The organism is Methylosinus sp. LW4, from assembly GCF_000379125.1.
In the GTDB taxonomy this organism is placed as follows: domain Bacteria; phylum Pseudomonadota; class Alphaproteobacteria; order Rhizobiales; family Beijerinckiaceae; genus Methylosinus.
The window spans coordinates 3,417,082-3,441,926 of the sequence record NZ_KB900626.1 but is presented as its reverse complement, the minus strand read 5'-3'; the positions used below and the strand labels follow the sequence as shown (position 1 = coordinate 3,441,926).

Genomic DNA, 24,845 nt, shown 5'->3' with positions numbered 1-24,845 from the left:
GCGGATGGGCGCCTCCCCCCGCGACGCGGGGAGAGGCGAGTGTCGTGTCACGCGCGCTTCAGCACGGCGGCGACGGCGGAGCCGAACTCGGCCGGGCTCGGCGCCACGGCGAGGCCGTAGGACTTCATGATCTCGGTCTTCTCCGCGGCGCTGTCGCCGGTCGCCGAGATGATGGCGCCGGCATGGCCCATGCGGCGGCCCTTGGGCGCGGTGAGGCCGGCGACGAAGCCGACCACGGGCTTGGAGAAATTCTCCTTGATCCAGGCCGCGGCCTCGGCCTCCTGCGGACCGCCGATCTCGCCGATGATGAGCACGGCTTCCGTCTCCGGGTCCTGATCGAACAGCACGAGATGATCGAGGAAGGACGAGCCGTTGATCGGATCGCCGCCGATGCCGACCGAGGTCGAGATGCCGAGACCGAGCTCCTTCAGCTGTGAGGCCGCCTCATAGCCGAGCGTGCCGGAGCGCGAGATGAGGCCGACATTGCCCTGCTTGTAGATATGGCCGGGCATGATGCCGAGCATGGCCTTGCCGGGGCTGATGATGCCGGCGCAATTCGGCCCGACCATGGTCGGACGCTTCTCGCGCGGATAGCGCAGGAAATAGCGCTTCACGCGCATCATGTCCTGCGCAGGAATGCCGTCGGTGATGGAGCAGATGAGGCGAATGCCGGCGTCCGCAGCCTCCATGATCGCGTCCGCCGCATAAGGCGGCGCCACGAAGGTGATGCTGGTGGTCGCGCCGGTCTGCTTCACCGCCTCGCGCACCGTGTCGAAGATCGGCACGCCATGCACGGTCTTGCCGCCCTTGCCCGGAGTGACGCCGGCGACGACATTGGTGCCGTAGTCGATCATCTCCTTGGCGTGGAAGCTGCCCTTGTCGCCGGTGATGCCCTGGACGAGGATGGGCGTTTTTTCGTCGATGAGAATGCTCATGGTTTCCTCCCGGCCTCGCCGCTCACTTCACGGAGCGCCAAGCGGCGACGGCCTTTTGGGCGGCGTCGGCCAGCGAATCGGCGGTGATGACATTGATGCCGCTCTCGTCGAGCAGCTTGCGGCCGGCCTCGACATTGGTGCCGGCGAGACGCACGACCAGCGGCGCCGTGATGTTGGTCGCCTTCACCGCGTCGATGACGCCCTGCGCGACCCAGTCGCAGCGATTGATGCCGGCGAAGATGTTGACGAGCACCACCTTCACATTGGCGTCGGAGAGCACGAGACGGAAGGCCGTCGCGACGCGCTCGGCCGAGGCGCCGCCGCCGACATCGAGGAAGTTGGCCGGATTGCCGCCGGCGTGCTTGATCATGTCCATCGTCGCCATCGCGAGGCCAGCGCCATTGACGATGCAGCCGATCTCGCCATCGAGGCCGATGTAGTTGAGCGAATGCTCGAGCGCCTGCGCCTCGCGCGGGTCGGACTGCGAGGGATCGTTCATGTCGACGATGTTGCGGCGACGGAAGAGAGCGTTGTCGTCGAAGGACATTTTCGCGTCGAGCGCGAGAACCTTGTCGTCCTTGGTGACGACCAGCGGATTGATCTCCAGCATGGTCGCGTCATTGTCGCGGAAGGCGCGATAGGCGCCGAGGATCGACTGAACCGCGCGCGACACCTGCTTGAGATTGAGGCCGAGCTGAAAGGCCAGCTCGCGCGCCTGGAAGGGCAGCAGGCCGACGGCCGGCTCGACGATGACCTGGAGAATAGCGTCGGGATCGGTCTTGGCGATCTCCTCGATCTCCATGCCGCCATGCTTGGAGGCGATGACGCGCACGCGCTCGAGCTTGCGGTCGAGAACGAAGCCGAGATAGAGCTCGCGCTCATAGGGGTCGGCGAGCTCGACATAAACGCGCTGCACCGGCTTGCCTTCCGGCCCGGTCTGCTTGGTGACGAGACGCTTGCCGAGCAATTCGCGCGCGGCCTGCTGAACCTCGTGATAGGTGCGGCACAGCTTGATGCCGCCCGCCTTGCCGCGCGCGCCGGCGTGAATCTGCGCCTTCACCACCCAATGCGAGCCGCCGAGCTCGGTGGCGGCGTAAACGGCCTGGTCGGGGCTGAAAGCGACGGTGCCGGGGGGCACCGCGACGCCGCAGCTCGCCAATAATTCCTTGGCTTGATACTCATGGACGTCCATGTTTCCTCTCCCCTTGCAGTTTTTGTCGCCGCCGCGAGCGGCGAAATTTTACGAGCCGAAACTCACGAGCCGATCTTGCCTCTCACGACCTTGTAGACGGCTTCGGTCTTGTCGGCGGCCGCGGCCAGCAGGGCCTCGACCTCGGCGATCTGCTTCTCGGCGAATTCGCGATCCTTGATCGCCTTCGCATTGATGTAGACGTTGAGCGCGGCGCTCCGCAATCCGGCATTGGCCGCGAGAACGGCGACGCCGGCGTCGCTGATAACGTTGAGATTGCCCTTGTCGGCGGCGGCCTCGGACAGGACGATCACCTCGAAGCAGGCCTTCACGGCGCGCAGCGGCGCGAGCGTGGCGTCCTTCAACGCCGCCTGAATGGCGGCCGATCGCGCGGCTTTCTCGTCATCGGTGGCGCGCGGCAGGCCATAGGCGCCCATCACCGAATTGAAGGCAACGACATCCTCGTCGATCGCCGCGGTCAGCTCGGCGCGGACGCGCTCCGCCTCGGCCCGCGCGGCTTTGAGGTCTTCCTCGACGGCTTCGTAATTCTTCTTGCCGATGGTGAGATTGGCGACCATCGACACCAGCGCCGCGCCGATCGCGCCCATCACCGCGGCGGCGCCGCCGCCGCCCGGAGTCGGCCGCTCGCTGGCGAGATCGTCGAGAAATTTGCCGATCGTTTCGTCCTTGGTCATTCTCGTCGATCCTCGGGTCAGGCGTTGGCCTTGGCTTGCGCGTAGATTTCCTCGGCGTCGAGCACCTTGTCGGACGCCTCGAACAGCTGGCCGATGCAGGCGCGATGCAGCTTCAGCTTCAAGCCGCCGACGCCGAGCGCGCCGATGACGATCTTGCCGTGACGCTCCTTGGCCTTGTCGGTCGCCTCGACGCCGCCGATGCCGAGCGGCGGCTGCGCATTGACGTCCGCGAGCAGCTCGATCGTCGGATCGTTCTGCCAATCCTTCTCTTCCAGCAGCTGCACGCCGATGGCGCCGGCTGCGAAGACGATATTGGTTCCCTTCACCGCCGCGGCGCGGGCGGCGTTATCGACGGCCTCGATCGCCGTGGGCGTGAAGCCGAAACGCTCCTGCAGCGCGGCGGCCGCAGCGTCGGCGCGCGACTTCTGGCGCGAGGTGATGGCGACCTCGGCGCCCTCCGAATGCAGGAAGGCCGCGGCGCGCAGGCCCACCGGGCCGGTGCCGGCGAGCACGATGGCCTTTTTGCCGGCGAGCGGCTTGGCCTTGGCGAGCAGCGCCACGCCGGCGGCGGCCGTCGTGTTGGAGCCGTTGGAGTCGAGCATCACGGAGACGCGGAAATTGGAGAAGAAGCGCTTGCGCACGGCTTTGAACAGCGTCTCGCCCGCGACCATATCGCCGCCGCCCACGAAGAGCGCGGTGAACTGCTTCTCCTTCGGGCCGCGCGTGTAGATCGCGCCGTCGACCAGCGCGCCGACATTGGCGGGCGTCACATTGGCGTAGCCGATGACATGATCCGCGCCGCCGTCATAAGCGACGACCGTGTCGAACACGCTGGGGACCGGATCGGTGTCGAGAAGGAAGAGGAGCTTCTGAGTCATTCGTTGTCATCCATTGACTGCGCGAGCGTCATTGCGAGCGAAGCGAAGCAATCCAGCAACGCGCCGGCGGCCCTAGATTGCTTCGTCGCTCCGCTTCTCGCAATGACGGCTCGACATTGTCTTGGTCCGGCGAAACGCCGTCACGCGGTCACGATGTTGCGCGGCGCGCCGGCGACGAAAGCGTCGACATTGTCGATCAGCTGATCGGCCAGCACCTGCATCGCCTCCTTGGAGGCCCAGGCGACATGCGGCGTGACGATGAGATTGGGAATCGTCGGATCGAGCAGAATATTGCCCTGCTTGGGCGGCTCGACGGTCAGCACGTCGAAGCCGGCGCCGGCGATGACGCCATTGCGCAGCGCATCGGCGAGCGCCTGCTCGTCGACGATGCCGCCGCGCGCGGTGTTGATGATGATCGAGGTCTTCTTCATCGAGGCGAGCTCTTTCGCGCCGATGAGATTCTTCGTCTGCGGCGTCAGCGGCAGATTGAGCGTCACGACATCGGCCTCGCGCAGAATCGTCGGAATGTCGACGATGCCGGGGCCGGGAACGACGTCATTGATGAGCAGCTTCATGCCCAGCGCCTCGGCGCGCGTCGCGATCGACTTGCCGAGCGCGCCATAGCCGATGATGCCGAGCGTCGAGCCGGCGATGTCGTAGATCGGATAGTCGAAATAGCAGAACTGGTTCGACTCCTGCCAACGGCCGCGGCGCACCGAATCCACATAGTTCACGAGATTGCGGCGCAGCGCGAAGATCAGCGCGATCACATGCTCGGGAAGCGTGTTGTAGGCGTAATTGCGGATATTGGAGACGGTGATTCCATTGGCCGTCGTATAGGCCTTGTCGATCACGTCGGTGCCGGTGGCGGCGACGGCGATCAGCTTCAAATCTGGAAGCTGCTTCAGCGCTTCCTCGCGCAGCGGCACCTTATTGGTGATGGCGATGGTCGCGCCTTTGAGGCGCTCGACCACATCGGCCGGAGAGGTCTGCGCATATTCCGTATAATCATGCGGGAAATTCGGCTTGCGCAAATCGGCGTCGAGCGTCTCGCGATCGAGAAAGACGATTTTGTGCGACATGTTTGCTGCTTCCCCCGAAGTCGCTCGGCCGTTTCGGCTCGACATTTTGCGACGTAATTCGTCGCGTCTCGTTTTGAAGAAGCGGCCTCGCCCGCAATGGGACGAGGCCGCGAATCATCAGGCCTGGAGGATCGGATTGGCGCGATAGACGGCCTGGGCCGCCGCGACGCCGCTGCCGGCCGTGACCGGAATGCCGACGTCGAGCATCGCCATTTCCGCGCCCGCGATGGCGCCGAGCAGCATCAGCTCGTTGAGGTCGCCGAGATGGCCGATGCGGAACACCTTGCCGGCGACCTTGTTGAGGCCGGCGCCGAGCGCGAGATTGTAGCGCTTATAGGCGATCTCGATGACCTTGGCGGCGTCGAAGCCTTCCGGCACCACGATGGCGGTCACCGTGTCGGAGTTCCACTTGGCTTCCTTGGCGCAGGGCTTGAGGCCCCAGGCCGCGACCGCGGCGCGCACGCCCTCGGCGAGATGGTGATGACGCGCATAGACCTGATCGAGGCCTTCCTCGAACAGAACATTGAGCGACTCGCGCAGGCCGTAGAGCAGCGGCAGCGCCGGCGTGTAGGGGAAATAGCCGGTGGCGTTCGCCTTCACATGATCCTGGAAGTCGAAATAGGCGCGATGCAGCTTGGCGGTCTCGCCGGCCTTCAGCGCCTTCTGGCTGACGCTGAGGAGGGCGAGGCCCGCCGGCAGCATGAAGCCCTTCTGCGAGCCGGAGACCGCGACGTCGACGCCCCACTCGTCCTGCTTGAAGTCGAGCGAGCCGACCGAGGACACGCCGTCGACGAACAGCAGCGCCGGATGCTTGGCGTTGTCGATCGCCTTGCGCACCGCGCCGATGTCCGAGGTCACGCCCGTGGCGGTCTCGTTATGCGTGGCGAAGACGGCCTTGATCTCGTGATTCTTGTCGGCCTTCAGCGTCTCTTCGATGCGGTCGGGATTGTTGCCGACGCCCCACTCCTCGTCCTGCTCGATCACATCGAGGCCGATGCGCTTGGCGAGGTCGATCCACAGATGGGTGAACTGGCCGAAACGCTGCGCGATGACCTTGTCGCCGGGCGACAGAGTGTTGGTGATCGCCGCTTCCCAGCCGCCGGTGCCCGAAGCCGGGAAGATGAAGGCCTGGCCGCTCTCGGTCTTGAAGACCTTCTTGAGCTGGGTGAACAGCGGCAGCGTCAGCTCGGGGAACTTCGGCGAACGATGGTCCTCGGAGACGACGTTCATCGCGCGCAGAATACGATCGGGAATATTGGTCGGGCCCGGAACGAACAGAAAATTGCGGCCCGGAATTCTGGAATTCGACATGTCTTGGGCTCCCTTCGAGCTCATCGGTTCGAGTTTGTTGTCGTTGGACGCTGGCGACGAGGCCCGGCGTCCGTTGCTTCTTCCCGCGGCGGCCGCGCTCAGAGCCGGCTCGTATCGCCCGAGCGAGAACGCTCGGGCGAGGAGCGCCCTAGAACAGGCCGGCGATCCGCCCGTCCGCGCCGACCTCGATATTATTGGCGGCGGGAACCTTGGGCAGGCCCGGCATGGTCATGATGTCGCCGCAGACGACGACGACGAATTCCGCGCCCGCCGACAGCCGCAGCTCGCGCACCGGAATCACGTGACCCGAGGGCGCGCCCTTGGCGTTGGCGTCGGTCGAGAAGCTGTATTGCGTCTTGGCGATGCAGACCGGCAGATGGCCGAAGCCCTCTTTCTCCAGCTCCGCGAAGCGCGTCTTCACCGACGGATCGAGCGAGATGTCCGAAGCGCCATAGAGCTCGCGGGCGATGGTGCGCACCTTCTCGACGAGCGGCAGATCGTCCGCGTAGAGCGGCTTGAACTGCGACGGCTTGGCCTCGATCGTCGAGACGACCTTATGGGCGAGTTCCGCCGCGCCGGGACCGCCGGAACCCCAATGATCGGCGAGCACGCAATCGACGCCCTCGGCCTCGGACAGCTTCTGCAGCAGCTCGATCTCCGCCTGCGTGTCGGTGCTGAAGCGGTTGACGGAGACGATCACCGGCACGCCGAACTTCTGCACATTGGCGATATGGCGCTTCAGATTGGCGAAGCCCTTCTCCAGCGCCGCGACATTCTCGACCTTCAGATCGTCCTTGGCGACGCCGCCATGCATCTTCAGCGCGCGAATTGTCGCGACGATGACAGTGACGTCCGGCTTGATGCCCGCCTTGCGGCATTTGATGTCGAAGAACTTCTCCGCGCCGAGATCGGCGCCGAAGCCGGCTTCCGTCACCACATAATCGGCGAGCTTCAGCGCCGCCTTGGTGGCGATCACCGAATTGCAGCCATGGGCGATATTGGCGAAAGGCCCGCCATGGATGAAGGCCGGGTTGTTCTCGAGCGTCTGCACCAGATTGGGCGCGATGGCGTCCTTCAGCAGCGCGGCCATGGAGCCCTGCGCCTTCAGCTCGGAGGCGCGAATGTTCTTCTTGTCGCGCGTCTGCGCGACGATGATGTCGCCGAGCCGGCGCTGAAGGTCCTCTAGGCTGGTGGCGAGGCAGAAGATCGCCATCACCTCGGAGGCGACGGTGATGTCGAAGCCGTCCTCGCGCGGGAAGCCATTGGCCACGCCGCCGAGCGAGGAGACGATCGAGCGCAGCGAGCGGTCGTTCATGTCCACGGCGCGGCGCCAGGAGATGCGGCGCGGATCGACGCCGAGCGAATTGCCCCAATAGACATGATTGTCGATGAGCGCGGAGAGCAGATTATTGGCCGCGCCGATGGCGTGGAAGTCGCCGGTGAAATGGAGGTTGATGTCCTCCATAGGCACGACTTGTGCATATCCGCCGCCGGCGGCGCCGCCCTTCACGCCGAAGCAGGGGCCGAGGCTCGGCTCGCGAAGGCACATGATGGCCTTCTTGCCGATGTGATTGAGCGCGTCGCCGAGGCCGACCGTGGTGGTCGTCTTGCCTTCGCCGGCGGGCGTCGGCGTGATGGCGGTGACGAGGATCAGCTTGCCGTCCGGGCGGTCCTGCAGGGAATTGAGATAATCGAGGGAGATTTTCGCCTTGTAATGTCCGTAAGGCAACACATGTTCGGCGGGGATGCCGAGCTTCTCGCGGGCGACGTCGACGATCGGACGCATGGACGCCGCTTGAGAGATCTCGATATCGGATTTGGGAGAAAGATGCTGGTTGCCTTTCCCGCTGGCCGGGATGGACGTATCGGACATTACAATTTCTCTCCCCTCGCAGAAAGCGTTTCGTCCGCCCTCGAAGATTTATCCGGGCCGAATGGCCATGCCTCGCGCAGTGGAAATCCCTGCGCGCGCCGCCAACGGCCGTCGGGCCAAGACCGAGAACCCCGGTCTTCGCCGTCATTGTTCCGCGAAACTAGAACCTTCCGATAGTTTCATCAAGAACCACGGCTGGCGGACATTCGGCCCTGCGACATCGTCTCCTGCCTGCAAGACGCCGATCGATATCCGCGGCCCCGTGGCTATGGAGAGATCGAAATTCCTCGTCAAGCGAAATTATCAGGCGATATCGCCCAGAGTTTCCGCGGAAAACGCGCGATTGCGGCGCTCTCCTCTTCGTTCGGAGACGCGCCCGGCGCGCTTCGCATATTCGAATAGCCGGGACCGATCGCCCACCCTTTACCTATCCGATCGGAGCGGATGATATCGATCTTCACGACGCGCATGACGTCGGCGGCTCTTCATTTCTACGGTTAAAAAGCAAGGGCTCGAGCGTGAAATCGTGCCGACCGCGCCGGCGGCCCCGATCGAAAGGAGCGTGGGAGCCTGCATTGGAGCGTCGCCACGGCCCACCCGTACCCCTTCGAGCGGGGGAGGGGAGGGTCGCAAGACGAATGGGATAGCGCCTACCCGCCCGTCACTCGGGAAAAAAAGTCAGGGCGAGGCCATTGATGCAATAGCGCAGGCCGGTGGGCGGCGGGCCGTCGGGAAAGACATGGCCGAGATGCGAGCCGCAGCGGCTGCAATGCACCTCGGTGCGGGTCATGCCGTGAGAGTGATCCACCGAAGTGGCGATGGCGCCGTCGAGCGGATCGAAGAAGCTGGGCCAGCCCGAGCCGCTCGAGAATTTCTGCCGCGTGGCGAAGAGCGGCTGATCGCAGCCGGCGCAGGAGAACACGCCAGGGCGCTTCTCATGCTCGAGCGCGCAGCTGCCCGGCGGCTCCGTGCCATGACGGCGCATGATGACATATTGATCGGGAGTGAGGCGCGCGCGCCACTCCTCCTCGGTGCGGGTGACGGGGAATTGATCTCCGCTGGTCATGGCGTCCTCCTCGAGAGCGTTCGGTTCGCCGCCGGCGACATGACGAAGCTTATCGGGACCGGGCGTCACGGAGAAGATCGTTTGCGCGCCAGTGGGGCGATTCCATGCGGAAAAGCGCGGCGCCCCGCGTGGACGCCCCGCCTTCTGCGCGCGGCTCGATCTATGATGTTTCCGCGCGGGGCGAGACAGAGACGCGCACGCCGCGACGTCTATCCCGCTTCGGCTTTCGGCGGCGAACATCGCCTCGATAGCGCCATGCGCTCGGCCTTCGATCTCGTCGAGCGGCGCGCGTCTTCAGTAGAAGGGCGAGTAGATCGCCTTGCTGGCCTCGGCGACGACATCGCCATTGTAGAGCCGCACCGTCAGCGAGCCGCCGAGCTGCTGCGCCGCCTCGGCGAGATAGCCCGTGGCGTAGGCCTTGGCGTTCTCGAGCGAATCGAACTCGTAGAATCCGCCGATTGTGTTGGTGTTGATCCCGCTGAGCCAAGTCTTGCTTTTTATGCCGGGATTTTTCTTCATCGCGACATCGATCTCCTTCCATGGGATTTGCTCGAAAGGAATCGACACCTGAATTTCCGCGTAGAGAAATATCTTCTCGCCCATGCCGGCCTCCGGGAGCCTCTCGCGCTCACGCGCATTCGGCGGCAATTAAAATCATAATCCTACTAGTCTAACAATGCTAATTTTCGTCACAGCGTCAGCATAGCAATATGACAGTTTTGTTTTATATGCGACAATTCGCCTGCCCAATTTTTATATCTTGATCTTTTCGATATGTTTTAGCAGCCTCTGCGCGACCCGATGCGGAGGCAGGCGTGACCGAGGCTTACTACTCGCAGAAAATCCACGGCCCTTTCGAGAAACAGGCGCTCGGCGATTTCGATCTGGTGAGCGGAGAGAAAATTCGCGACCTCGAGATCGCCTACGCCACTTTCGGAACGCTCTCGCCGTCGCGCGACAACGCCGTGCTGTTTCCCAGCTGGTATTCCGGCTCGTCGAAAATTCTCGAGCTCGCCTATGTCGGCCCCGGCCGCGCGCTCGATCCAGAAAAATATTTCATCATCCTGGTCAATCAGATCGGCGCCGGCCTCTCCAGCTCGCCGAGCGGCACGCGCGCGCCCTTCGGCGCCGCGCGCTTTCCCCAGGCGGAGATCGCCGACGACGTGCGCGCGCAGCATCGTCTGGTGACGGAGATTTTCGGAATCGAGCGTCTCGCCCTCGTGCTCGGCGGCTCCATGGGCGCGCAGCAGACCTATGAATGGGCCGTGCGTTTTCCCGAGGCCGTGCGGCGCGCCGCGCCCATCGCCGGCCTCGCGCGCGGCACGCCGCACAATCGTCTGCTGGTGCAGACATTCATCGATGCGATCGTCTCCGATCCCGCCTTCGAGGAGGGCTGGTACGAGCGCGCCTCTCGCGTCCATCGCGGCTTGCGCCGACACGCCCGCCTCTTCGCGGCCTCCGGCTTCTCGCCGGCGCTCTACAACACGCGCGGCTTTGCAGAGCTGGGCTTCACGACGACCGATGATTTCGTCACCGGCTTCGTCGAAAATCACTTCCTGCCGCAGGACCCCAACAATCTTCTTCTGCTGCTCCGCAAGTGGCGCGACGCCGACGTCTCGCGAAACGCCGATGGCGATCTTTCGGCCGCGCTCGGCCGAATTCGCGCCGACACATCGGTCATCGCCATCGACGAAGACGGCTTCTTCCCGCTCGCCGACATAGAGGCCGAGCAGAAGCTCATTCCCAATAGCCGATTGCGCCGCGTGTCGTCGCCCTGGGGCCATCTCGCCCTCTTCGGAGCGGACGGCGCCTACAATGCGGCGATCGATCGTCATCTCGCCGAGCTGCTCGCCGCCTGACGGCGCGCGAATTCCCTGTGCGAGCTAATGGAGGAGCATGCAATGTCGAACGTCACCGCAGAGGCCGTCGTCGTTCCCGCCGACCGTCCGCCGATCGATCCCTATCCGCTCAGCCCCTATGTCGCCTGGGCGGGAAATCGCAATCGCGACCCGATCCTCGACGTGTTCAAGGAGATTTTTCCAAAGAGCGGCAATGTGCTCGAGCTGGCCAGCGGCGCGGGCAATCACATCAATTATTTCGCGCCGCACTTCAAGGAGCTGTTCCTGCAGCCCTCCGATTACGACTCGGATGTCTTCGAGACGATCAAGGCCAAGCGCGCGGAAGCGGGAAACGCAAATGTCGCCGATCCGCTGAAGATCGATCTCACCAAATCCGAGACCTGGCCCGATCCGAAAGATCGGCTCTATGACGTGATCTTCGTCGTCAATCTGTTCCAGGTCGCGCCCGTCTCCATAGCGGACGGCATTGCGCAGCTCGCGGCGAAGCTGCTGACCAAGGACGGATTCGTCGCCATTTATGGCCCGTTCAAGGTGGAGGGCGGATATACGACCGCCTCCAATGAAGCCTTCGACAAGGAAATCCTCGCCGCCCAGGTCTCCGAATGGGGGCTGAAGGACGTGCGGGACCTCGAGAAGGCGGCGGCGCCGCATGGAATCGCGCTGAAGAAGATCCTCGATCTTCCGGCCAATAATTTCATCCTGATCTTCGGCCGCGCCTGACGGTTTCGAGCCTTCTCCCCGCCGCAAAACGCGCGGGGAGAAGCGCCTGCCACTCAGCTGGAATAGGTCTCCACCCGCGCAAAGAAATCGCGGATGCGCGGAACGATCTCGCGGCGGAAACGCGAGCCGTTGAAGACGCCATAATGGCCGACGCCCTCCTGCAGATAATGCTGCTTGCGGACGTCTGGAATATTGGCGCACAGCTCTTGCGCGGCATAGGTCTGGCCGACGCCGGAGATGTCGTCCTTCTCGCCTTCGACCGTCAGCAGAGCGGTGCGCTGTATGGCCGAAAGATCGATGATCTCGCCGCGATGACGCAGCAGGCCCTGCGGAATCTCGTGGCGGATGAACACTTTCTCGACCGTCTCGAGATAGAACTCGGCGGCGAGATCCATGACTGCGAGATATTCGTCGTAGAAGTCGCGATGCTTCTCGGCGGAATCGCCGTCGCCCTCGACGAGATGGTTGAACATATCGAAATGCGCGGCGACATGGCGCTCGAGATTCATCGCCATGAAGCCCGAGAGCTGCAGAAAGCCCGGATAGACCTTGCGCCCGAGCCCGGCATGAGGAAAGGGCACGGTATGGATGCAATTGCGGTGGAACCAATCGACGCCGCGCTCCACGGCGAGACGATTGACCGCGGTAGGGCTGCGGCGCGGATCGATCGGCCCGCCCATCAGCACCATGGATTCGGGGGCGTCGACGCCGCCCTCGCCATCCAGCGCCGCAATGGCGCAGACGAGCGGCACGGACGCCTGGCAGACGCCGAGCGTATGCAAGGGAACGCCGTCGTCGCGCTTCGACAGGAAGCGCAGCGCGTCGATGAGATAATCGACATAATCGTCGAGGCCGAAGACGCCTTTCTCGGTCGGCACGGAACGCGCGTCGGACCAATCGGTGATGTAGACGTCATGGCTCGGCAGAAAGGCCTCCACCGTGCCGCGCAGCAGAGTGGCGTAATGGCCGGACATCGGCGCGACGATCAGCAGCTTGGATTGGCGCGGCGCCTCGCCCTGGAAGACGCGCTGGAAATGCAGCAGCCGACAGAAAGGCCGCTCCCACACCACCTCCTCGACGATGGGCGTCGCCACGCCGTCGATCAGCGTCTCGGGAAGGTCGAAGATCGGCTTGCCGTAGCGGCGCGTCATGCGCTCGAACAATTCGGCCGCCGCCGCGACGCTGCGCCCTACCGACGTATGCGAGAAGGGATTGAACGGATTTTTGAAGGTCGTGAGAGTAGCGTCCGACATCGCCCGCGCCGGGGCGAAAGCCAAGTGCATCATCTCATAGAACTGGTACGATATCCGGTCCATCTCTCCACGCTCCCTTCATGCGCGGCCGCCGCTCATTCGAGCTGTGCTGCGACGCACAAAAAAGAAATTATAGCATAGTCAATGTCTCCTGAAATGAAATCTGGTGATGTTTTGCGCTTGGCGCCAAAAATTTTTCACAGCGCCCGCCTAAGCATCAGCTAATCTGCTCAATTACTAAGCATCGTCAGAGCGGCGCCTGCAAAAGCGCAGATCGCTGTCGCCGCGGCGCAGCTGAAAATCCGCAAGGCGCGGCGAATATCCGCCGGCGTCGCCTCGCTGCGCCCGGAACCGAGCCAGGCGCCCTTCACCTCATGCGCGCCATAGGCGCGCGGGCCGCCGAGCCGCAAATCCAGCGCGCCGGCCATCGCCGCCTCCGGCCAGCCGGCGTTGGGCGAGGCGTGCGCGCCCGCGTCGCGCAGAGAGGTCGAAATCGCGGCCCGGAGAGAGCCTCCCGTCATTGCTGCGCCTGTGGCGATGAGCGCCGCCGAGAGGCGCGCGGCCGGGAGATTGAGGAGATCGTCCAATCGGGCGCTCGCCCAACCGAACGCTTCGTGTCGCATCGTCCTATGGCCTATCATGCTGTCGGCCGTATTGACGCTTTTGTATATGAGCGCGCCGGGCAGTCCGAACAAGACGGTGGCGAGCGCCGGGCCGATGACTCCGTCCGAGAAATTCTCGGCGAGGCTTTCGATCGCCGCCCGGCTCACGCCCGCCTCGTCCAGCCGCGAGACGTCGCGGCCGACGATTTTTCCGACGCTGGCGCGGCCGCGCTCGAGCGAATGATCGAGCTCCTCGGCCACATCCTTCACATGCGAATAGAGGCTGCGCTGGGCGTAGAGGCTCGAGGTCAGCACGGCGAGCGGGACAATCCCGAAAGGCAGAGCGAGGCAGGCCGCCTGCAGCAGAAGTCCGATCGCGAAAGCGATGGCGACGATGATGAGAATCGCGAGGACGCCGGCGAGACGGCGCAGCGGCGGCGGCGCGCCATCGCGATTGAGCGAGCGATCCAGCGTCGCGATCAGCGCGCCGATCCAAGTGACCGGATGGCCGATCGCCGCGAAGAGCCATTGCGGATAGCCGATCGCCGCCTCGATCGACAGACCGAGCGCGGCGAGCGCCAGATTATCCGCGAGAGCAGCGAGCAAGGCTCAGCGGCCGTAAAGGCCGGTGAGGCTCGCCTTGGCGAGGACGTTCTGATTGACGATGAAGCCGACGAGCGAGGCCGTCGCGCCCTCCGGCGCCTCCACTTTCTCGACACTCAGCGCATAGACAGTGAAGACATAGCGATGCGGCGGATCGCCGACCGGCGGGCAAGGACCGCCCCAATGCGAGAAGCCGTAATCATTGCGAATGGGCTTCGCGCCCGCGGGCAGGCCGGCGCCGCCCGCCGCTCCGGCGCCTTGCGCCAGCGCGCGCGCCGAGGCGGGAATATCGACGACGAGCCAATGCCAGAAGCCGGCGCCGCCGGTCGGCGCGTCCGGGTCGTGGCAGAAGAGCGCGAAGCTCTTGGTTCCGGCCGGCGGCTCGCTCCAATTCAGCTGCGGCGAGACATTGTCGCCTGTCCCGCCGAAATCGTCGAAAACGAATTTGCGATCGATGGTCGCGCCCTCGGCGATATCCGGGCTGGACAGCGAGAAGCCGCCGCCCGCGGCCTCCGCCGGCGCGAGGAGAATGTGGAAATCGAGGAGATTGCGCGTCATTTCGGCCCCCTGTCTCGCTGCTCGGTATGGGAGGCTTCTTCTAGTCCAAAGCGCGCGCAGTGTCGCGCGGAGAGAATGCGGTTTATGTGTCGCCCATGACAGACGCGGATTCGACGACCCCCCCGCTGCGCCGCGGCTGGACCACCGGCGCCTGCGCCACGGCGGCGGCGCGGGCGGCCTTTGCCGCGCTCGTCTCCGGGCGCGAGCCGCCAGATCCGGTGGAGATCGGCCTGCCGGGGGGAAGGCGCGTCGCCTTCGCGCTCGCGCAATTCATCCGCGGCGAGGACTATGCCGAGGCCGGCGTGGTGAAGGATGCGGGCGACGATCCCGACGTCACCCATGGCGCGCTGATCCGCGCAAAGGTCCGCCGCGCGCCGGCGGGCGCAGGGGTGAGCTTTGCCGCCGGCCCCGGCGTCGGCGTGGTGACGCGCCCCGGCCTGCCGCTGCCGCCGGGCGAGCCGGCCATAAACCCCGTTCCTCGCGCCATGATGCGGCAGGCGATAGCGGAAGCCGCCGCCGAGCTCGGCGCGGCGCCGGACGCCCAAATCGAGATTTCCGTCGAGAATGGCGAAGAGCTCGCGCGCTCGACGCTCAACGGACGGCTCGGCATTATCGGCGGGCTCTCCATTCTCGGCACCACGGGAATCGTCGTGCCCTATTCCTGCTCCGCCTGGATCGACAGCATCCACCGCGGCGTCGACGTCGCGCTCGCCTGCGGCCTCGACCATATCGCCGCGACTACCGGCTCCACCTCGGAGGACGCCGTGCGCGAGCTCTACGGCCTGCCGGAGGAGGCGCTGATCGAGATGGGCGACTTCGCCGGCGGCCTGCTGAAATATTTGCGCAAGCATACGGTCCCGCGCGTGACCATCGCCGGCGGCTTCGCCAAGCTGACCAAGCTGGCGCAGGGGCGACTCGACCTTCACTCCAGCCGCTCCTCGATCGATCTTCCCGATCTCGCGGCGACCGCCCGCGCGGCCGGCGCCGGCGAGGCGCTCTGCGCGGCGATCGAAAAAGCCAATAGCGCGCTGGAGGCGCAGGCGACCGCCCGCGCGGCGGGCGTGGACCTCGCCGCCCCGATCGCGCAACGGGCATGGGACACGGCCGCCGCCGCGCTCGCCAATCCGGCGACCGCGCTCGAGATCATCGTCGTCGGCCGCGACGGCGCCATACTCGCAAGCTCAGGCTTCCGCCCAGCGATTCGCAGAGAGGACCCTCAAAAGTGAACAAGCCCGCCGCCGGCTTCTCGCGCGCCGACCTGACCAGAGGCGAGATGCTGCAGATCATGATCGGGCTCGGCCTCGCCATGCTGCTCTCGGCGCTGGACCAGACCATCGTCGCCACCGCTCTGCCGACGATCGGCCAGGATCTCGGCGATTTCGAGCATCTGCCCTGGATCGTCACCGCCTATCTCGTCGCCGCCACCGCGCTGACGCCGCTCTACGGCAAGCTCGCCGACATCCATGGCGTGCGCGTGATGCTGCTGATCGGCATTTTCACCTTCGTGCTCGGCTCGGTCGCCTGCGCCGTCTCGCCCAATCTCACTTGGCTCGCCATTGCGCGCGCGGCGCAGGGCGCGGGCGGCGGCGCGCTCATCGCGCTGGCGCAGACGATCATCGCCGATCTCGTCAGCCTGCGCGAGCGCGGCCGGGCGCTCGCCTATTTCTCGATCGTCTTCGCCGGCGCCAGCGTCGGCGGCCCGATCCTCGGCGGCGTCTTCGCCGAATATCTGCATTGGTCGCTGATCTTCTGGATCAATCTGCCGCTCGGCCTCGCGGCTTTCTTCATGACCTATTTCAAGCTGGCGCGGCTGCCGCTGCGCCGCCATCCGCATCGCGTCGATATCGGCGGCGCGACGCTGCTCATCATCGCCTCCGTCGCCTCGCTGCTCGCGCTCTCCTGGGGCGGCGTGCGCTATCCCTGGGGCTCGCCCCCCATTCTCGCGCTGATCGCCACGGCGCTCGCCGGCTGGGCGATCTTCGCCTGGCGCACCAAGACGGCCGAGGAGCCTTTGATCCCGCTCGCCGTGCTGGCCGATGACGTCATTCGCAACGCCATTCTCGCGGGCGGCTTCGGCCTCGGAACCTTCGTCGCGCTGACGATGTACATGCCCCTATATTTCGAGGGCGCGCTGCGCCTCTCCGCCGACCAGTCCGGCCTCGCGCTGATCCCGCTCACCGTGGCGACAGTGACCGGCGCCGCCACCTCGGGACGGCTGCTCAGCCGTCTGCGCCATTACAAGGCGCCGCCGCTGGCGGCTCTCGCGCTCGCTTTCGTCGCCCTGCTCATTGCCCGGCAATTTCTCGCCGATCTGCCGCTCGCCGCGCTGGATGCGCTGCTGGCGATCGTCGGCTTCGGCGTCGGAGCCATGCTGCCGGTGACGACCGTCTGCGTGCAGAGCGCGGCGCCGGGGCATAATCTCGGCACGGCGACGGCGGTGATGCAATTCTCGCGTCAGCTGGGGTCGGCGCTGATCGTGGCGATGATCGGCGCCATCGTCATCGGCGCCGGCCATGGCGCGCTCATCGCCGAAGCCGGCGCCGGCGTGGAAGCGCTGCGCGAGACCTTCCGCACGGCGTTTCTGGTGGGCGCGATATTCATCGCTCTGTGCTTCTTCTTCCTGGCGCGAATGGAAGAGAGAGATTTGCACCGGGAGAGGTAGCGGAGCCCACCGGCCGAGGGGCGCCTTCCGCCCCTCGGCCGGCGATCGACGTCAGCTGTTCCGGCGCGCGGCCGTGTGGATGATCGTGCCCACATGTTCGCCGCGCAGAGCGGCGGTGAGGCGGCCGGGGACGAGGCCGTTGACGATCTGCACATGATCGATATGGCGCGCGGTCGCCATCACCTCGAGCATGGCGCGGTCGAAGGGCAGCGTGCCCTTGTGATCGGCGAGCTCGGAGAAGCTCGTCTCGCGGATGAGCTGCGCCTTCTCGCCGTCCGGTCCGTTGGGATCGCTCGTGTAGAGGCCGTCCACATCCTCGACGATGGTGAGGCCGGCGGCGCCATAGGCGTCGGCGAGCAGAAAGGCGCCGGTGTCGGCCCGATGCGGCGGAATGCGCGAGCCCGGGAACTCGTGATGGTGATAGGGCGGAAAGGCGCTGCCCACCACGGCGCGGGTCGCGCTCAGGTGAATCGCCAGCTGATTGGCGATGGTCGGATGCTCGATATAGGAGACGCCCTCCGGCGCGAGCAGCGAGGCGAGGATATGGCCGTTCTGCCCGGCCTCGCTCGCGGCGAGCGGGGCCAGCGAGCCGACCGGCAGGCCGAGATCGAGCCCGACGCCATAAAGGTGGCGCGCGCGCACGCCGGCGCCGGTGAGGAAGAGCAGCCGATGCTCGGGCATCAGCTTTCGGATCTCCTCCACCAGCGGCAGGATCGCCTCGGCGCCGCGATCCATGATGGCGCGGCCGCCGATCTTCACCACCTGCAGCCAGGGCAACACGCGGATCGGACGCTTGCCGGCGACGGGCCGCGTCAGCTCGGAGTCGAGAAGGGTCTGCCGCGCGAGCGGAGAGGCGACATGCTTGATGTTGTAGGTATGGGTCATGATCCGTCTCAGCTCGCGGTGATGATGGTGCCGACATGCTCTCCAGAAAGAGCGCGGGTCAGATTGCCGGGGACGAGGCCGTTGACGATCTGCACCTCGCGGATGTGACGCGCGGATTTCAGCAGATCGAGCAGCGGGAACTCGAGGATCGAATCCTGCAGGCCCTGATCCTTCATCTCGTCGACTGTGATCTTGGGGATGAATTTCGCATTCTTGTCGGTCTTGGGATTGGCGGTGAAGAGGCCCTGCTCGTCCTTGACGAAGATCATCGCCTTGCAGCCGAATTGCTCGGCGATGAGGAAGCAGCCCGCATCGGTGCGATAGGGCGGAATGACGCCTTCGGCCGCCGGACGCATCCACAGATTATAAGGCGGCATGCCGCTGAACACGACGGCGTTGACCTCCTGCAGATAGAGCGGCACTGCCGAGAGGCCGGCGCCGTCCACGGCGGAAATGCCGTGCTTGGCGAGCAGCTGTCCGAGCATCGCCGCATTCTGATCGGCGACAGAGGCGCCGAGCTGCGAGAGCACGCCCGCCGGCAGGCCGACGCCCGCCGCTATGGAATAGAGATGGCGCGCGCGCGTGCCGGCGCCCGTGCCGATCAGCATCTGATGCGCCTTGCGCGCGGTGACGATCTCATCGACCAGCGGATAAACCGCCGAGCGACCGCGATCGATGATGCTCTGGCCACCGATCTTGATCACCGACGCGTCCGGCAGGATGCGAAAATCCTCGGCCTTGTCCGCCGCCGCGAGAAGTTCCACGTCGGTGAGCGAGCGCTGCATGAGGATCGCCTCTAGCTCCGCTGTCGTATGTGCCATCAGTGACGCCTTTCGTCGTTGTTTCTGCTGTCGTCGACCACATGCGTGTAGGTAGAACGCGTCGAAGAGACCCGCAATATGTGAAAAACATGCGCTATTGCCGGGACAGCCGCAATTTTCGACGCTCTTCTGCTCTGCCGGAAAAAACGACGAAAAACGCATATTTCGAGACAGTCAGCTAGTCGCGGCGCAGAGCGCGTCAAGCATGCGGCAAAGTCGCACGGCGCGCCGCGGAGCTGGCCCGGCGCGAAAGCCGTGGCAGTCACGAGAGCTTCATTGCGCCGCCATCGCGCTGAGATCGGGCTTCGCTAGCTTTGCCTGCCGCGACGCTCACGGCGAGCGCCGGCCTCGAGATTGGAAAAGTGCTTTTTCTTGGGAAACGCGAGGGCCACATGAACATACGCCTGCTTTTGAAGAGCGCCTGTCTCGCGACGACAGCGCTCACCGCGACGTCGATCGTGATCGCCGCCAAGGCCGAGTCCACACGGACGCCGATCAAGCATGTCATCATCGTCGTCGGCGAGAACCGCACCTTCGACAATCTCTTCGGCGGCTATCGTCCCGCCGCCGGCCAGAGCGTCGACAATCTGCTGAGCAAGGGCATCATCAAGGCCGACGGAACGCCCGGTCCGAATTTCTCCAAGGCGGCGCAGAACATCGGCTCCGATCTCTATCATTATGAGGTCGTGACGCCGTCGACCGGCGCCTACGCCACCCTGCCGCAGCCCTACACCACTTACGCCGCCGGCGTTCCGCAGGGCGTGCCGGATGCGCGCTTCCCCGCCGATCTGCCCAATGGTCCTTATCAGATCAGCAAATATGTCTCTTACGCCTCCTATACTGGCGACCCCGTGCATCGCTTCTTCCAGATGTGGCAGGAGTGGGACGGCGGCAAGCTCGACAAATTCGTCTGGGTCGAGAAGACCATCGGCACCGGCTCCAACGGCAATTCGCCGGCCGGCTTCGATCCCAAGGAGGGCGCGATCTCCATGGGCTTCTTCAACATGAACGCCTATACGGATGCGAATGGCGCCGCGCAGACCGGCGACGCGCCCTATTTCAAATCGCTCGCCGATTCTTACGCGATCAGCGACAATTACCATCAGGCGGTGATGGGCGGCACGGGCGCCAATTTCCAGGCGATCGTCACCGGCCATGCGGCTTTCTACACCGATCCCGCGCGTCTCGACGGCTCGCCCGCGACGCCGCCCGTCAATCAGATCGAAAATCCCGATCCGGTCAGCGGCACGAATAATTACTACACGCAGGACGGCTACAGCGGCGGCTCCTATGTGAACTGCCATGATCTGTCGCAGCCGGGCGTCGCCGCCGTCGATCAGCAGCTGCGCAGCCACGGAACCTATGAGCGCAAATGCGCGCCGGGGCATTACTACCTCGTCAACAACTACAACATGTATTGGAACCAGACGCCTTCCGCGACGCGCACGCTCGGCGCGACGAACTTCACCCTGCCGCCGCAGAAGGCCTCGACCATCGTCGATGTGCTGAACGCGCATAATGTGTCGTGGAAATATTACAGCGCCGATCGCGGCGACGACGCCACCGTCTTCGCCAATTCGGTCGATGGCGTGAATTTCCCCGTCACTGGCGGCGCGCCCTTCCACTCCTATTGCGGCATTTGCGATCCGCTCACCGGCTATCTGCAGGTGATGACGACGAGCGAATACGCCAAGCTGCAGAACTATGGCGCCTTCCTGAAGGATTTGACCGACAGCACGCTGCCGGCCGTCTCCTTCGTGCGTCCCTTCGAGGCCTTCGCCGCGCATCCGGCCGATTCGACCAGCAATCTCTATGAGCAATTCCTGAAGACGCTGATCGCGCGCGTGCAGAACTCCTCCGCCTGGGATTCGACGGCGATCTTCATCACCACGGATGAAGGCGGCGGCTATTACGACTCGGGCTATATTCAGCCGGTGGACTTCTTCGGCGACGGCACGCGCATACCGCTCATCGTGGTCTCGCCCTACGCCAAGAAGGGCTATGTCGACCACACCTATTACGACCATGTCTCGCTGCTGAAATTCATCGAGCGGAACTGGAAGCTGCCGACGGTCTCGCATCTCAGCCGCGACAATCTGCCGAACCCGATTCCCTCGCGCGAGAATCCCTATATTCCCGCCAATCGGCCGGCGATCGGCGATCTCGTCGATCTCTTCGTCTTCGCCGATCGCGATCACGACGACGATCACGATCATGATCACGGCCATCACGGCCGCGATCGCTGAGCGTCGCGCCGAGGCCGCGTCCGATGCGACGCGGTCTTTTCAACTCCCGCCTCGGAACTGAAACGAAAAAGGCCGCGCCTATCCGGGCGCGGCCGCGTCATTCGGCGAGGTCGCTTCGCTTCAGAAGCCGACGCCGACGAGCACGAAGCGGGGGCAGGCGATGCTCTCGCAACGTCGCGGGGCGGGACGCAGCGCCTCCGCCACGGGCGTCGGAAGCAGCGGCGCGCGCGCCTCCATGCGGCGGCGCGGCGGCGCCGGACGATGCGCGAGCGCGCCGGGCCGCCGAGCGATATGATGCAGCTTGCGATGCGCCGCAGCGGGCGCCGGCTGCGCGACGCGCTCGATCACCGGCGGAAGAGGCGCGATCTCGGCGACAGGCGCCGTCTCGGGTCCGCGAACGTCGAGCTGAGCCACAGCGGCGGGGGCCGTATCCGCAGAGGATTCGACGGGCGTCTCCAGCGCCAGCGCGGAAAAAGATACGCAGGTGGCGAAGATCGCCGCAGCAAGCCGCATGGCCCCATCCTTTCGTCTATGAAACGTCGCCTCGGACGTTCCCCGCCCGGACCTTTGGAAATTACGTTGAACGGCGCACACGCTCGAAACCGCGTCGATATTACGACGCCGAGAACCCTTCAAAAGCGTTCACGCTCTCGTATGAGCGGCCACACTAGACGATTTCGTCCGCCTTGGCCAGCGATCGGGCGAGGGGCGGCGGGCATGTCGAATTTCGCCGATGCGGCGATGGGCGACGGTCTCGGTAACGGAAATCAGCGCCACCGTAGCTTGAAAATGATCACGCCGGAGGCGTAGAAATTTTCATAGTTCGCCGCGAACGATCTGGCGAGACTGCCGTAAGGGTTTTTCTTTTGACGCCTCATTTTTTGCGCGTTTCGTTCGTCGCGACAGAGCTGCTGATTTCAGGCGCGACAGCCCGAGCCATGGACTGCGCCAAGGCGACGACGCTCGTCGAAAAAACCATCTGCGCCGATCCGCCGATCAAATGGCAGGACGATGTCATCTCGCGCAACTACTTCGCCGCGCTGAAATCCCTGCGAGAAAAGGGCGACAAGCCTGTGCACGACCAGATGCAGGAGGCGCAGCGAAGATGGCTCGCGGTACGTAATGCCTGCGGCTCGAAAGCGGCAGGAGGGCTCGACTACTGTATCGAGGAGACCACGAGTAAGCGACTGGGGCGTCTGCCGGCCCCGACCGCCGAAGCCGGAGCGGTTCCGCCGGCTGGCCTCAGAATCGGGACGGAAATCCTTGCCTGGGGCAAACCGAAAGACGGTCTGCGCACGCTCGACCATCGCGGACGTATCGTTCTGCAAGAGCCTCGCAACTCACTCGTCGACTCGCCATTCACAATTCACGACCGCTGGAAGGACGGCCAGACAGACGCAGTCTTGGTGGAGGAGGGCGCCGCCGATTACAATAATTGCTCGACATTCTATGTCGTTGAAAGCAGGAAGCCCGGCGCCGTCGCGCGTCACGAGCTTGGAAAGATCTGCGGCGAGCGTTCGAGCGACGACTACTCGGACAATGATCCAGACCCCTGGTCGACGCGCAATGCGGATGGTTTCGCCTTCATCTCGCCCGCGCGTCCATTCTCTAACGGCGAGGTCAGGCAGTGGCGCTCGAAAACGGGAGATTTGACCATGAGCGTCATCCAGTTTCTTCCGACGCCCGGCTCGACGATGCAGAGCCTTGCGGCGAGCCCGGAGCCGAAGGTCATAGAGCCGCTGCGTAACGCGGAATTTTTCGCCGCCGTGTCTCGCCTCGTGGCGCTCGACAGAAGACGCGTGGCCAACGCCTTGTGGGAACTGACAAACGGCGGTTATCGAAATCGGAGCCCCGATATGCCGCAACCGGAACTCTATGGTCTGGCGATGGACCAGAATACGGTCGCGTATTCGGGGTGCGGCGCGGTGTGGCGCGGAGGCGCCCACTTCGGTTGCGAGGAAGGCGACGCGCTCGCTGTGTGGGATCGCGCCGGAGGCGGATTCTACTTCGCGCTGAACAAGTTCGGCGATAACGGCCGCGACAGAGAAAGGGCGCAGGTCGAGCCCCCGCTCGCCTCTTGGCCGCCACCTGCCCGCGCCCGCTTCGAGAATTGGCGTAACGGCGGTCGCTGGACAGACGAGCGGCGGTGATCCTTATTGGGATTTCTTTTTCAGCTCCCGCCGCGCTCAACGCCCGCCGCGCGGCCGCGAATAGACGCCGGTGCGGCCGCCTTCGAAGCGTCGCGACAGGCCGCCGCGCGGCGTGACGGCGAGCTCGAGCCGATCGAATTTCATCGGATCGTCCATGCTCGCTTCGAACTTCGAGACGGCGAGCGTCACCACATCGCCCCGGCGCGACCAGCAGCCGGAGGCGATCTCGTCCAGCGCGCCATAGGCGAGCATATAGTCGAAGCGGCCGTCCGGGCGCAGCAGCAGCTCGGAGCCGGTCTCCATCACGCCGCTGAGATAATAATGGCCGACGAGCGACGGATCGCCGGCCTCGCAGCCCGCCGCCGCGGAGACAAACGGCGTCGCCGCGAGGGCGAGCCGAAGGGCCGCGCGCGCCGGGCGCAGGATCACTGCGCGTTCTTCATCGCGGAGGGCAGCATCGCCGGGTCTTCCTCGATCAGCTTCTCTATGCCGCGATCGTCGATCGGCTTGGCCGCCGCCGTGGCGACCGGCTGCGCCTTCAGCCCGGTCTGATCGGCGAGCCATTCCCGCCATTGCGCATGGCTGCCGTTGAACGTGTTCTGATCCACGGCGACGGAGATTCCGGGGACATGGCCGTCGGAGCGATATTGCCAGAAGGTCCATTTGCGGTCGCCGTAGCGCACGGCCGGATGATATTTGGTCGAGCGCACCCAGATCGGATATTCCGCCAGCGCGCCGGAATGCAGGATCGCCTGATAGAAATCCACCGAGCTGTAGATGATCGGCTTCTTGCCGTAGTGGCGCTCGAGATCTTCGAGCATGACGCGCATGTCGCGCAGCACTTCCTCGCGATAGAGCGTGCGCTTGCAAGTGCGGGAAGTGGGCGTCGCCTCCACGTCCAGCACGGGCGGCAGCGCGTCCGGCTCCGCCGGCACGACGGATTTGAAGAAGCCGGTCTCCTCATGCGGGGGGCGGCACCAATAGACGAAATGATAGGCGCCGCGCGGCACGCCGGCCGCCTTGGCCGCCGCCCAATTGCGCTGGAACTTGGAGTCGAGCGCGTCGCCGCCCTCGGTCGCCTTGATGAAAGCGAAGCCGACGCCGGATTCCTTCACCGCCTGCCAGTCGATATCGCCCTGATATTTGGAGACATCGACGCCATGCACGGAGAATTCGGCGCTGCGCGTCGCCGGATAGGCGTGCAGCTGCGACTCCGGCACCGCATAGGCGAGATAGGTCGGGTCCTTGCGCGTGTTGACCAGCGGCGCGCTGGTCGCAAAGCGCGGGCGCGCGCTATAGGACGGATCCACGGCGCTGCCGCAGCCGGAGAGGGCCGTGGAGAGGAGGACGGCGGCCGCGGCCGCGAAAATCTCGTTCGATCGCATTGCGCGAAAATATCCCGCAAGCCGGTAACGAAGCGTTAATTCCCCAAGGCCGGCGCGATTCGCCGCAGGCTC

Annotated in this window: 23 protein-coding genes; 6 read left to right on the top strand and 17 right to left on the bottom strand. The window is 64.9% G+C overall.

What is annotated here, in order from left to right; all coding sequences use genetic code 11:
- Positions 1-47: 47 nt before the first annotated feature.
- From sucD to METLW4_RS0117095, 9 genes are all read right to left on the bottom strand, one after another.
- Complete coding sequence (gene sucD, locus METLW4_RS0117140; RefSeq protein ID WP_018267462.1) at positions 48-935, bottom strand: succinate--CoA ligase subunit alpha; 888 nt, start codon at positions 933-935, stop codon at positions 48-50.
- Between the two features lie 22 nt (positions 936-957).
- The gene (locus METLW4_RS0117135; RefSeq protein ID WP_018267461.1) at positions 958-2,127 is read right to left on the bottom strand and encodes a malate--CoA ligase subunit beta; all 1,170 of its coding nucleotides are present in this window, start codon (positions 2,125-2,127) and stop codon (positions 958-960) included.
- Between the two features lie 62 nt (positions 2,128-2,189).
- Positions 2,190-2,819 (bottom strand): methenyltetrahydrofolate cyclohydrolase, encoded by a 630-nt coding sequence (fchA, locus tag METLW4_RS0117130; protein WP_018267460.1) that lies wholly within the window; start codon positions 2,817-2,819, stop codon positions 2,190-2,192.
- Positions 2,820-2,836: 17 nt separating this feature from the next.
- Complete coding sequence (locus tag METLW4_RS0117125; RefSeq protein WP_018267459.1) at positions 2,837-3,697, bottom strand: NADP-dependent methylenetetrahydromethanopterin/methylenetetrahydrofolate dehydrogenase; 861 nt, start codon at positions 3,695-3,697, stop codon at positions 2,837-2,839.
- A gap of 140 nt (positions 3,698-3,837) precedes the next feature.
- Positions 3,838-4,779, bottom strand: a complete 942-nt coding sequence (locus tag METLW4_RS0117120) for a D-2-hydroxyacid dehydrogenase (RefSeq protein ID WP_018267458.1) — start codon at positions 4,777-4,779, stop codon at positions 3,838-3,840.
- A 117-nt stretch (positions 4,780-4,896) separates the two neighbouring features.
- Positions 4,897-6,090: an aminotransferase class V-fold PLP-dependent enzyme gene (locus METLW4_RS0117115; RefSeq protein ID WP_018267457.1), complete on the bottom strand. Its 1,194-nt coding sequence runs from the start codon at positions 6,088-6,090 to the stop codon at positions 4,897-4,899.
- Between the two features lie 148 nt (positions 6,091-6,238).
- Entirely contained in the window at positions 6,239-7,963 is a 1,725-nt protein-coding gene (locus tag METLW4_RS0117110) for a formate--tetrahydrofolate ligase (RefSeq protein WP_018267456.1), read from the bottom strand.
- Between the two features lie 661 nt (positions 7,964-8,624).
- The gene (msrB, locus tag METLW4_RS0117100) at positions 8,625-9,029 is read right to left on the bottom strand and encodes a peptide-methionine (R)-S-oxide reductase MsrB (RefSeq protein ID WP_026191584.1); all 405 of its coding nucleotides are present in this window, start codon (positions 9,027-9,029) and stop codon (positions 8,625-8,627) included.
- Positions 9,030-9,323: 294 nt separating this feature from the next.
- Positions 9,324-9,632, bottom strand: coding sequence for a YdhR family protein (locus METLW4_RS0117095; RefSeq protein WP_018267453.1), 309 nt, complete (start codon positions 9,630-9,632; stop codon positions 9,324-9,326).
- Between the two features lie 212 nt (positions 9,633-9,844).
- On the opposite strand from METLW4_RS0117095, the gene METLW4_RS0117090 reads away from it, so the two are divergent.
- Positions 9,845-10,888, top strand: coding sequence for an alpha/beta fold hydrolase (locus tag METLW4_RS0117090; RefSeq protein WP_018267452.1), 1,044 nt, complete (start codon positions 9,845-9,847; stop codon positions 10,886-10,888).
- A 42-nt stretch (positions 10,889-10,930) separates the two neighbouring features.
- Positions 10,931-11,608, top strand: coding sequence for a DUF938 domain-containing protein (locus tag METLW4_RS0117085; RefSeq protein WP_026191583.1), 678 nt, complete (start codon positions 10,931-10,933; stop codon positions 11,606-11,608).
- Between the two features lie 53 nt (positions 11,609-11,661).
- Here METLW4_RS0117085 and METLW4_RS0117080 read toward each other — a convergent pair whose 3' ends face one another.
- The 3 genes from METLW4_RS0117080 to METLW4_RS0117070 all read right to left on the bottom strand — a co-directional run bounded on the left by METLW4_RS0117080 (position 11,662) and on the right by METLW4_RS0117070 (position 14,624).
- A complete protein-coding gene (locus METLW4_RS0117080) occupies positions 11,662-12,924 on the bottom strand; it encodes a polyhydroxyalkanoate depolymerase (protein WP_018267450.1) in 1,263 nt (420 codons plus the stop codon).
- A 167-nt stretch (positions 12,925-13,091) separates the two neighbouring features.
- Positions 13,092-14,069 (bottom strand): adenosylcobinamide-phosphate synthase CbiB, encoded by a 978-nt coding sequence (gene cbiB, locus METLW4_RS0117075; protein WP_018267449.1) that lies wholly within the window; start codon positions 14,067-14,069, stop codon positions 13,092-13,094.
- A 3-nt stretch (positions 14,070-14,072) separates the two neighbouring features.
- A complete protein-coding gene (locus METLW4_RS0117070) occupies positions 14,073-14,624 on the bottom strand; it encodes a YbhB/YbcL family Raf kinase inhibitor-like protein (RefSeq protein WP_018267448.1) in 552 nt (183 codons plus the stop codon).
- Positions 14,625-14,719: 95 nt separating this feature from the next.
- Here METLW4_RS0117070 and METLW4_RS0117065 point away from each other — a divergent pair, with 95 nt between their 5' ends.
- Both METLW4_RS0117065 and METLW4_RS0117060 read left to right on the top strand, forming a co-directional pair.
- Entirely contained in the window at positions 14,720-15,850 is a 1,131-nt protein-coding gene (locus tag METLW4_RS0117065) for a cobalt-precorrin-5B (C(1))-methyltransferase (protein ID WP_018267447.1), read from the top strand.
- Positions 15,847-17,286, top strand: coding sequence for an MFS transporter (locus METLW4_RS0117060; RefSeq protein ID WP_018267446.1), 1,440 nt, complete (start codon positions 15,847-15,849; stop codon positions 17,284-17,286). Before METLW4_RS0117065 ends, METLW4_RS0117060 begins: the two co-directional genes overlap by 4 nt.
- Before the next feature lie 51 nt (positions 17,287-17,337).
- Here METLW4_RS0117060 and METLW4_RS0117055 read toward each other — a convergent pair whose 3' ends face one another.
- Together METLW4_RS0117055 and METLW4_RS0117050 are read right to left on the bottom strand one after the other, a co-directional pair.
- Entirely contained in the window at positions 17,338-18,171 is an 834-nt protein-coding gene (locus tag METLW4_RS0117055; RefSeq protein ID WP_018267445.1) for an amino acid kinase family protein, read from the bottom strand.
- Positions 18,172-18,179: 8 nt separating this feature from the next.
- On the bottom strand, positions 18,180-18,992 hold the full coding sequence (locus METLW4_RS0117050; protein WP_018267444.1) for an amino acid kinase family protein: 813 nt from the start codon (positions 18,990-18,992) through the stop codon (positions 18,180-18,182).
- Positions 18,993-19,384: 392 nt separating this feature from the next.
- On the opposite strand from METLW4_RS0117050, the gene METLW4_RS0117040 reads away from it, so the two are divergent.
- A complete protein-coding gene (locus METLW4_RS0117040; RefSeq protein ID WP_026191581.1) occupies positions 19,385-21,238 on the top strand; it encodes an alkaline phosphatase family protein in 1,854 nt (617 codons plus the stop codon).
- Between the two features lie 120 nt (positions 21,239-21,358).
- Here the strand turns inward: METLW4_RS0117040 and METLW4_RS0117035 are convergent, their stop codons facing one another.
- Positions 21,359-21,751 carry a hypothetical protein gene (locus METLW4_RS0117035; RefSeq protein ID WP_018267441.1) on the bottom strand — a complete coding sequence of 131 codons (393 nt, stop codon included), beginning with the start codon at positions 21,749-21,751 and terminating at the stop codon, positions 21,359-21,361.
- 353 nt (positions 21,752-22,104) lie between these two features.
- Here METLW4_RS0117035 and METLW4_RS0117025 point away from each other — a divergent pair, with 353 nt between their 5' ends.
- Positions 22,105-23,388: a lysozyme inhibitor LprI family protein gene (locus METLW4_RS0117025; RefSeq protein ID WP_018267439.1), complete on the top strand. Its 1,284-nt coding sequence runs from the start codon at positions 22,105-22,107 to the stop codon at positions 23,386-23,388.
- Positions 23,389-23,424: 36 nt separating this feature from the next.
- Here METLW4_RS0117025 and METLW4_RS0117020 read toward each other — a convergent pair whose 3' ends face one another.
- Both METLW4_RS0117020 and METLW4_RS0117015 read right to left on the bottom strand, forming a co-directional pair.
- Complete coding sequence (locus METLW4_RS0117020; RefSeq protein ID WP_018267438.1) at positions 23,425-23,817, bottom strand: hypothetical protein; 393 nt, start codon at positions 23,815-23,817, stop codon at positions 23,425-23,427.
- On the bottom strand, positions 23,814-24,773 hold the full coding sequence (locus tag METLW4_RS0117015; RefSeq protein WP_018267437.1) for a GH25 family lysozyme: 960 nt from the start codon (positions 24,771-24,773) through the stop codon (positions 23,814-23,816). Before METLW4_RS0117015 ends, METLW4_RS0117020 begins: the two co-directional genes overlap by 4 nt.
- Positions 24,774-24,845 lie beyond the last annotated feature (72 nt).

What these genes read in the sequence shown, in the direction of transcription:
- METLW4_RS0117085 (WP_026191583.1), top strand. Translation starts at nt 10,931, where the DNA reads ATGTCGAACGTCACCGCAGAGGCCGTCGTCGTTCCCGCCGACCGTCCG.
- METLW4_RS0117055 (WP_018267445.1), bottom strand. Translation starts at nt 18,171, where the DNA reads ATGACCCATACCTACAACATCAAGCATGTCGCCTCTCCGCTCGCGCGG.
- METLW4_RS0117135 (WP_018267461.1), bottom strand. Translation starts at nt 2,127, where the DNA reads ATGGACGTCCATGAGTATCAAGCCAAGGAATTATTGGCGAGCTGCGGC.
- fchA (WP_018267460.1), bottom strand. Translation starts at nt 2,819, where the DNA reads ATGACCAAGGACGAAACGATCGGCAAATTTCTCGACGATCTCGCCAGC.
- METLW4_RS0117015 (WP_018267437.1), bottom strand. Translation starts at nt 24,773, where the DNA reads ATGCGATCGAACGAGATTTTCGCGGCCGCGGCCGCCGTCCTCCTCTCC.
- METLW4_RS0117050 (WP_018267444.1), bottom strand. Translation starts at nt 18,992, where the DNA reads ATGGCACATACGACAGCGGAGCTAGAGGCGATCCTCATGCAGCGCTCG.
- METLW4_RS0117125 (WP_018267459.1), bottom strand. Translation starts at nt 3,697, where the DNA reads ATGACTCAGAAGCTCCTCTTCCTTCTCGACACCGATCCGGTCCCCAGC.
- METLW4_RS0117040 (WP_026191581.1), top strand. Translation starts at nt 19,385, where the DNA reads ATGAACATACGCCTGCTTTTGAAGAGCGCCTGTCTCGCGACGACAGCG.
- METLW4_RS0117120 (WP_018267458.1), bottom strand. Translation starts at nt 4,779, where the DNA reads ATGTCGCACAAAATCGTCTTTCTCGATCGCGAGACGCTCGACGCCGAT.
- METLW4_RS0117110 (WP_018267456.1), bottom strand. Translation starts at nt 7,963, where the DNA reads ATGTCCGATACGTCCATCCCGGCCAGCGGGAAAGGCAACCAGCATCTT.
- METLW4_RS0117095 (WP_018267453.1), bottom strand. Translation starts at nt 9,632, where the DNA reads ATGGGCGAGAAGATATTTCTCTACGCGGAAATTCAGGTGTCGATTCCT.
- METLW4_RS0117070 (WP_018267448.1), bottom strand. Translation starts at nt 14,624, where the DNA reads ATGACGCGCAATCTCCTCGATTTCCACATTCTCCTCGCGCCGGCGGAG.
- METLW4_RS0117115 (WP_018267457.1), bottom strand. Translation starts at nt 6,090, where the DNA reads ATGTCGAATTCCAGAATTCCGGGCCGCAATTTTCTGTTCGTTCCGGGC.
- METLW4_RS0117065 (WP_018267447.1), top strand. Translation starts at nt 14,720, where the DNA reads ATGACAGACGCGGATTCGACGACCCCCCCGCTGCGCCGCGGCTGGACC.
- METLW4_RS0117035 (WP_018267441.1), bottom strand. Translation starts at nt 21,751, where the DNA reads ATGCGGCTTGCTGCGGCGATCTTCGCCACCTGCGTATCTTTTTCCGCG.
- sucD (WP_018267462.1), bottom strand. Translation starts at nt 935, where the DNA reads ATGAGCATTCTCATCGACGAAAAAACGCCCATCCTCGTCCAGGGCATC.
- METLW4_RS0117080 (WP_018267450.1), bottom strand. Translation starts at nt 12,924, where the DNA reads ATGGACCGGATATCGTACCAGTTCTATGAGATGATGCACTTGGCTTTC.
- msrB (WP_026191584.1), bottom strand. Translation starts at nt 9,029, where the DNA reads ATGACCAGCGGAGATCAATTCCCCGTCACCCGCACCGAGGAGGAGTGG.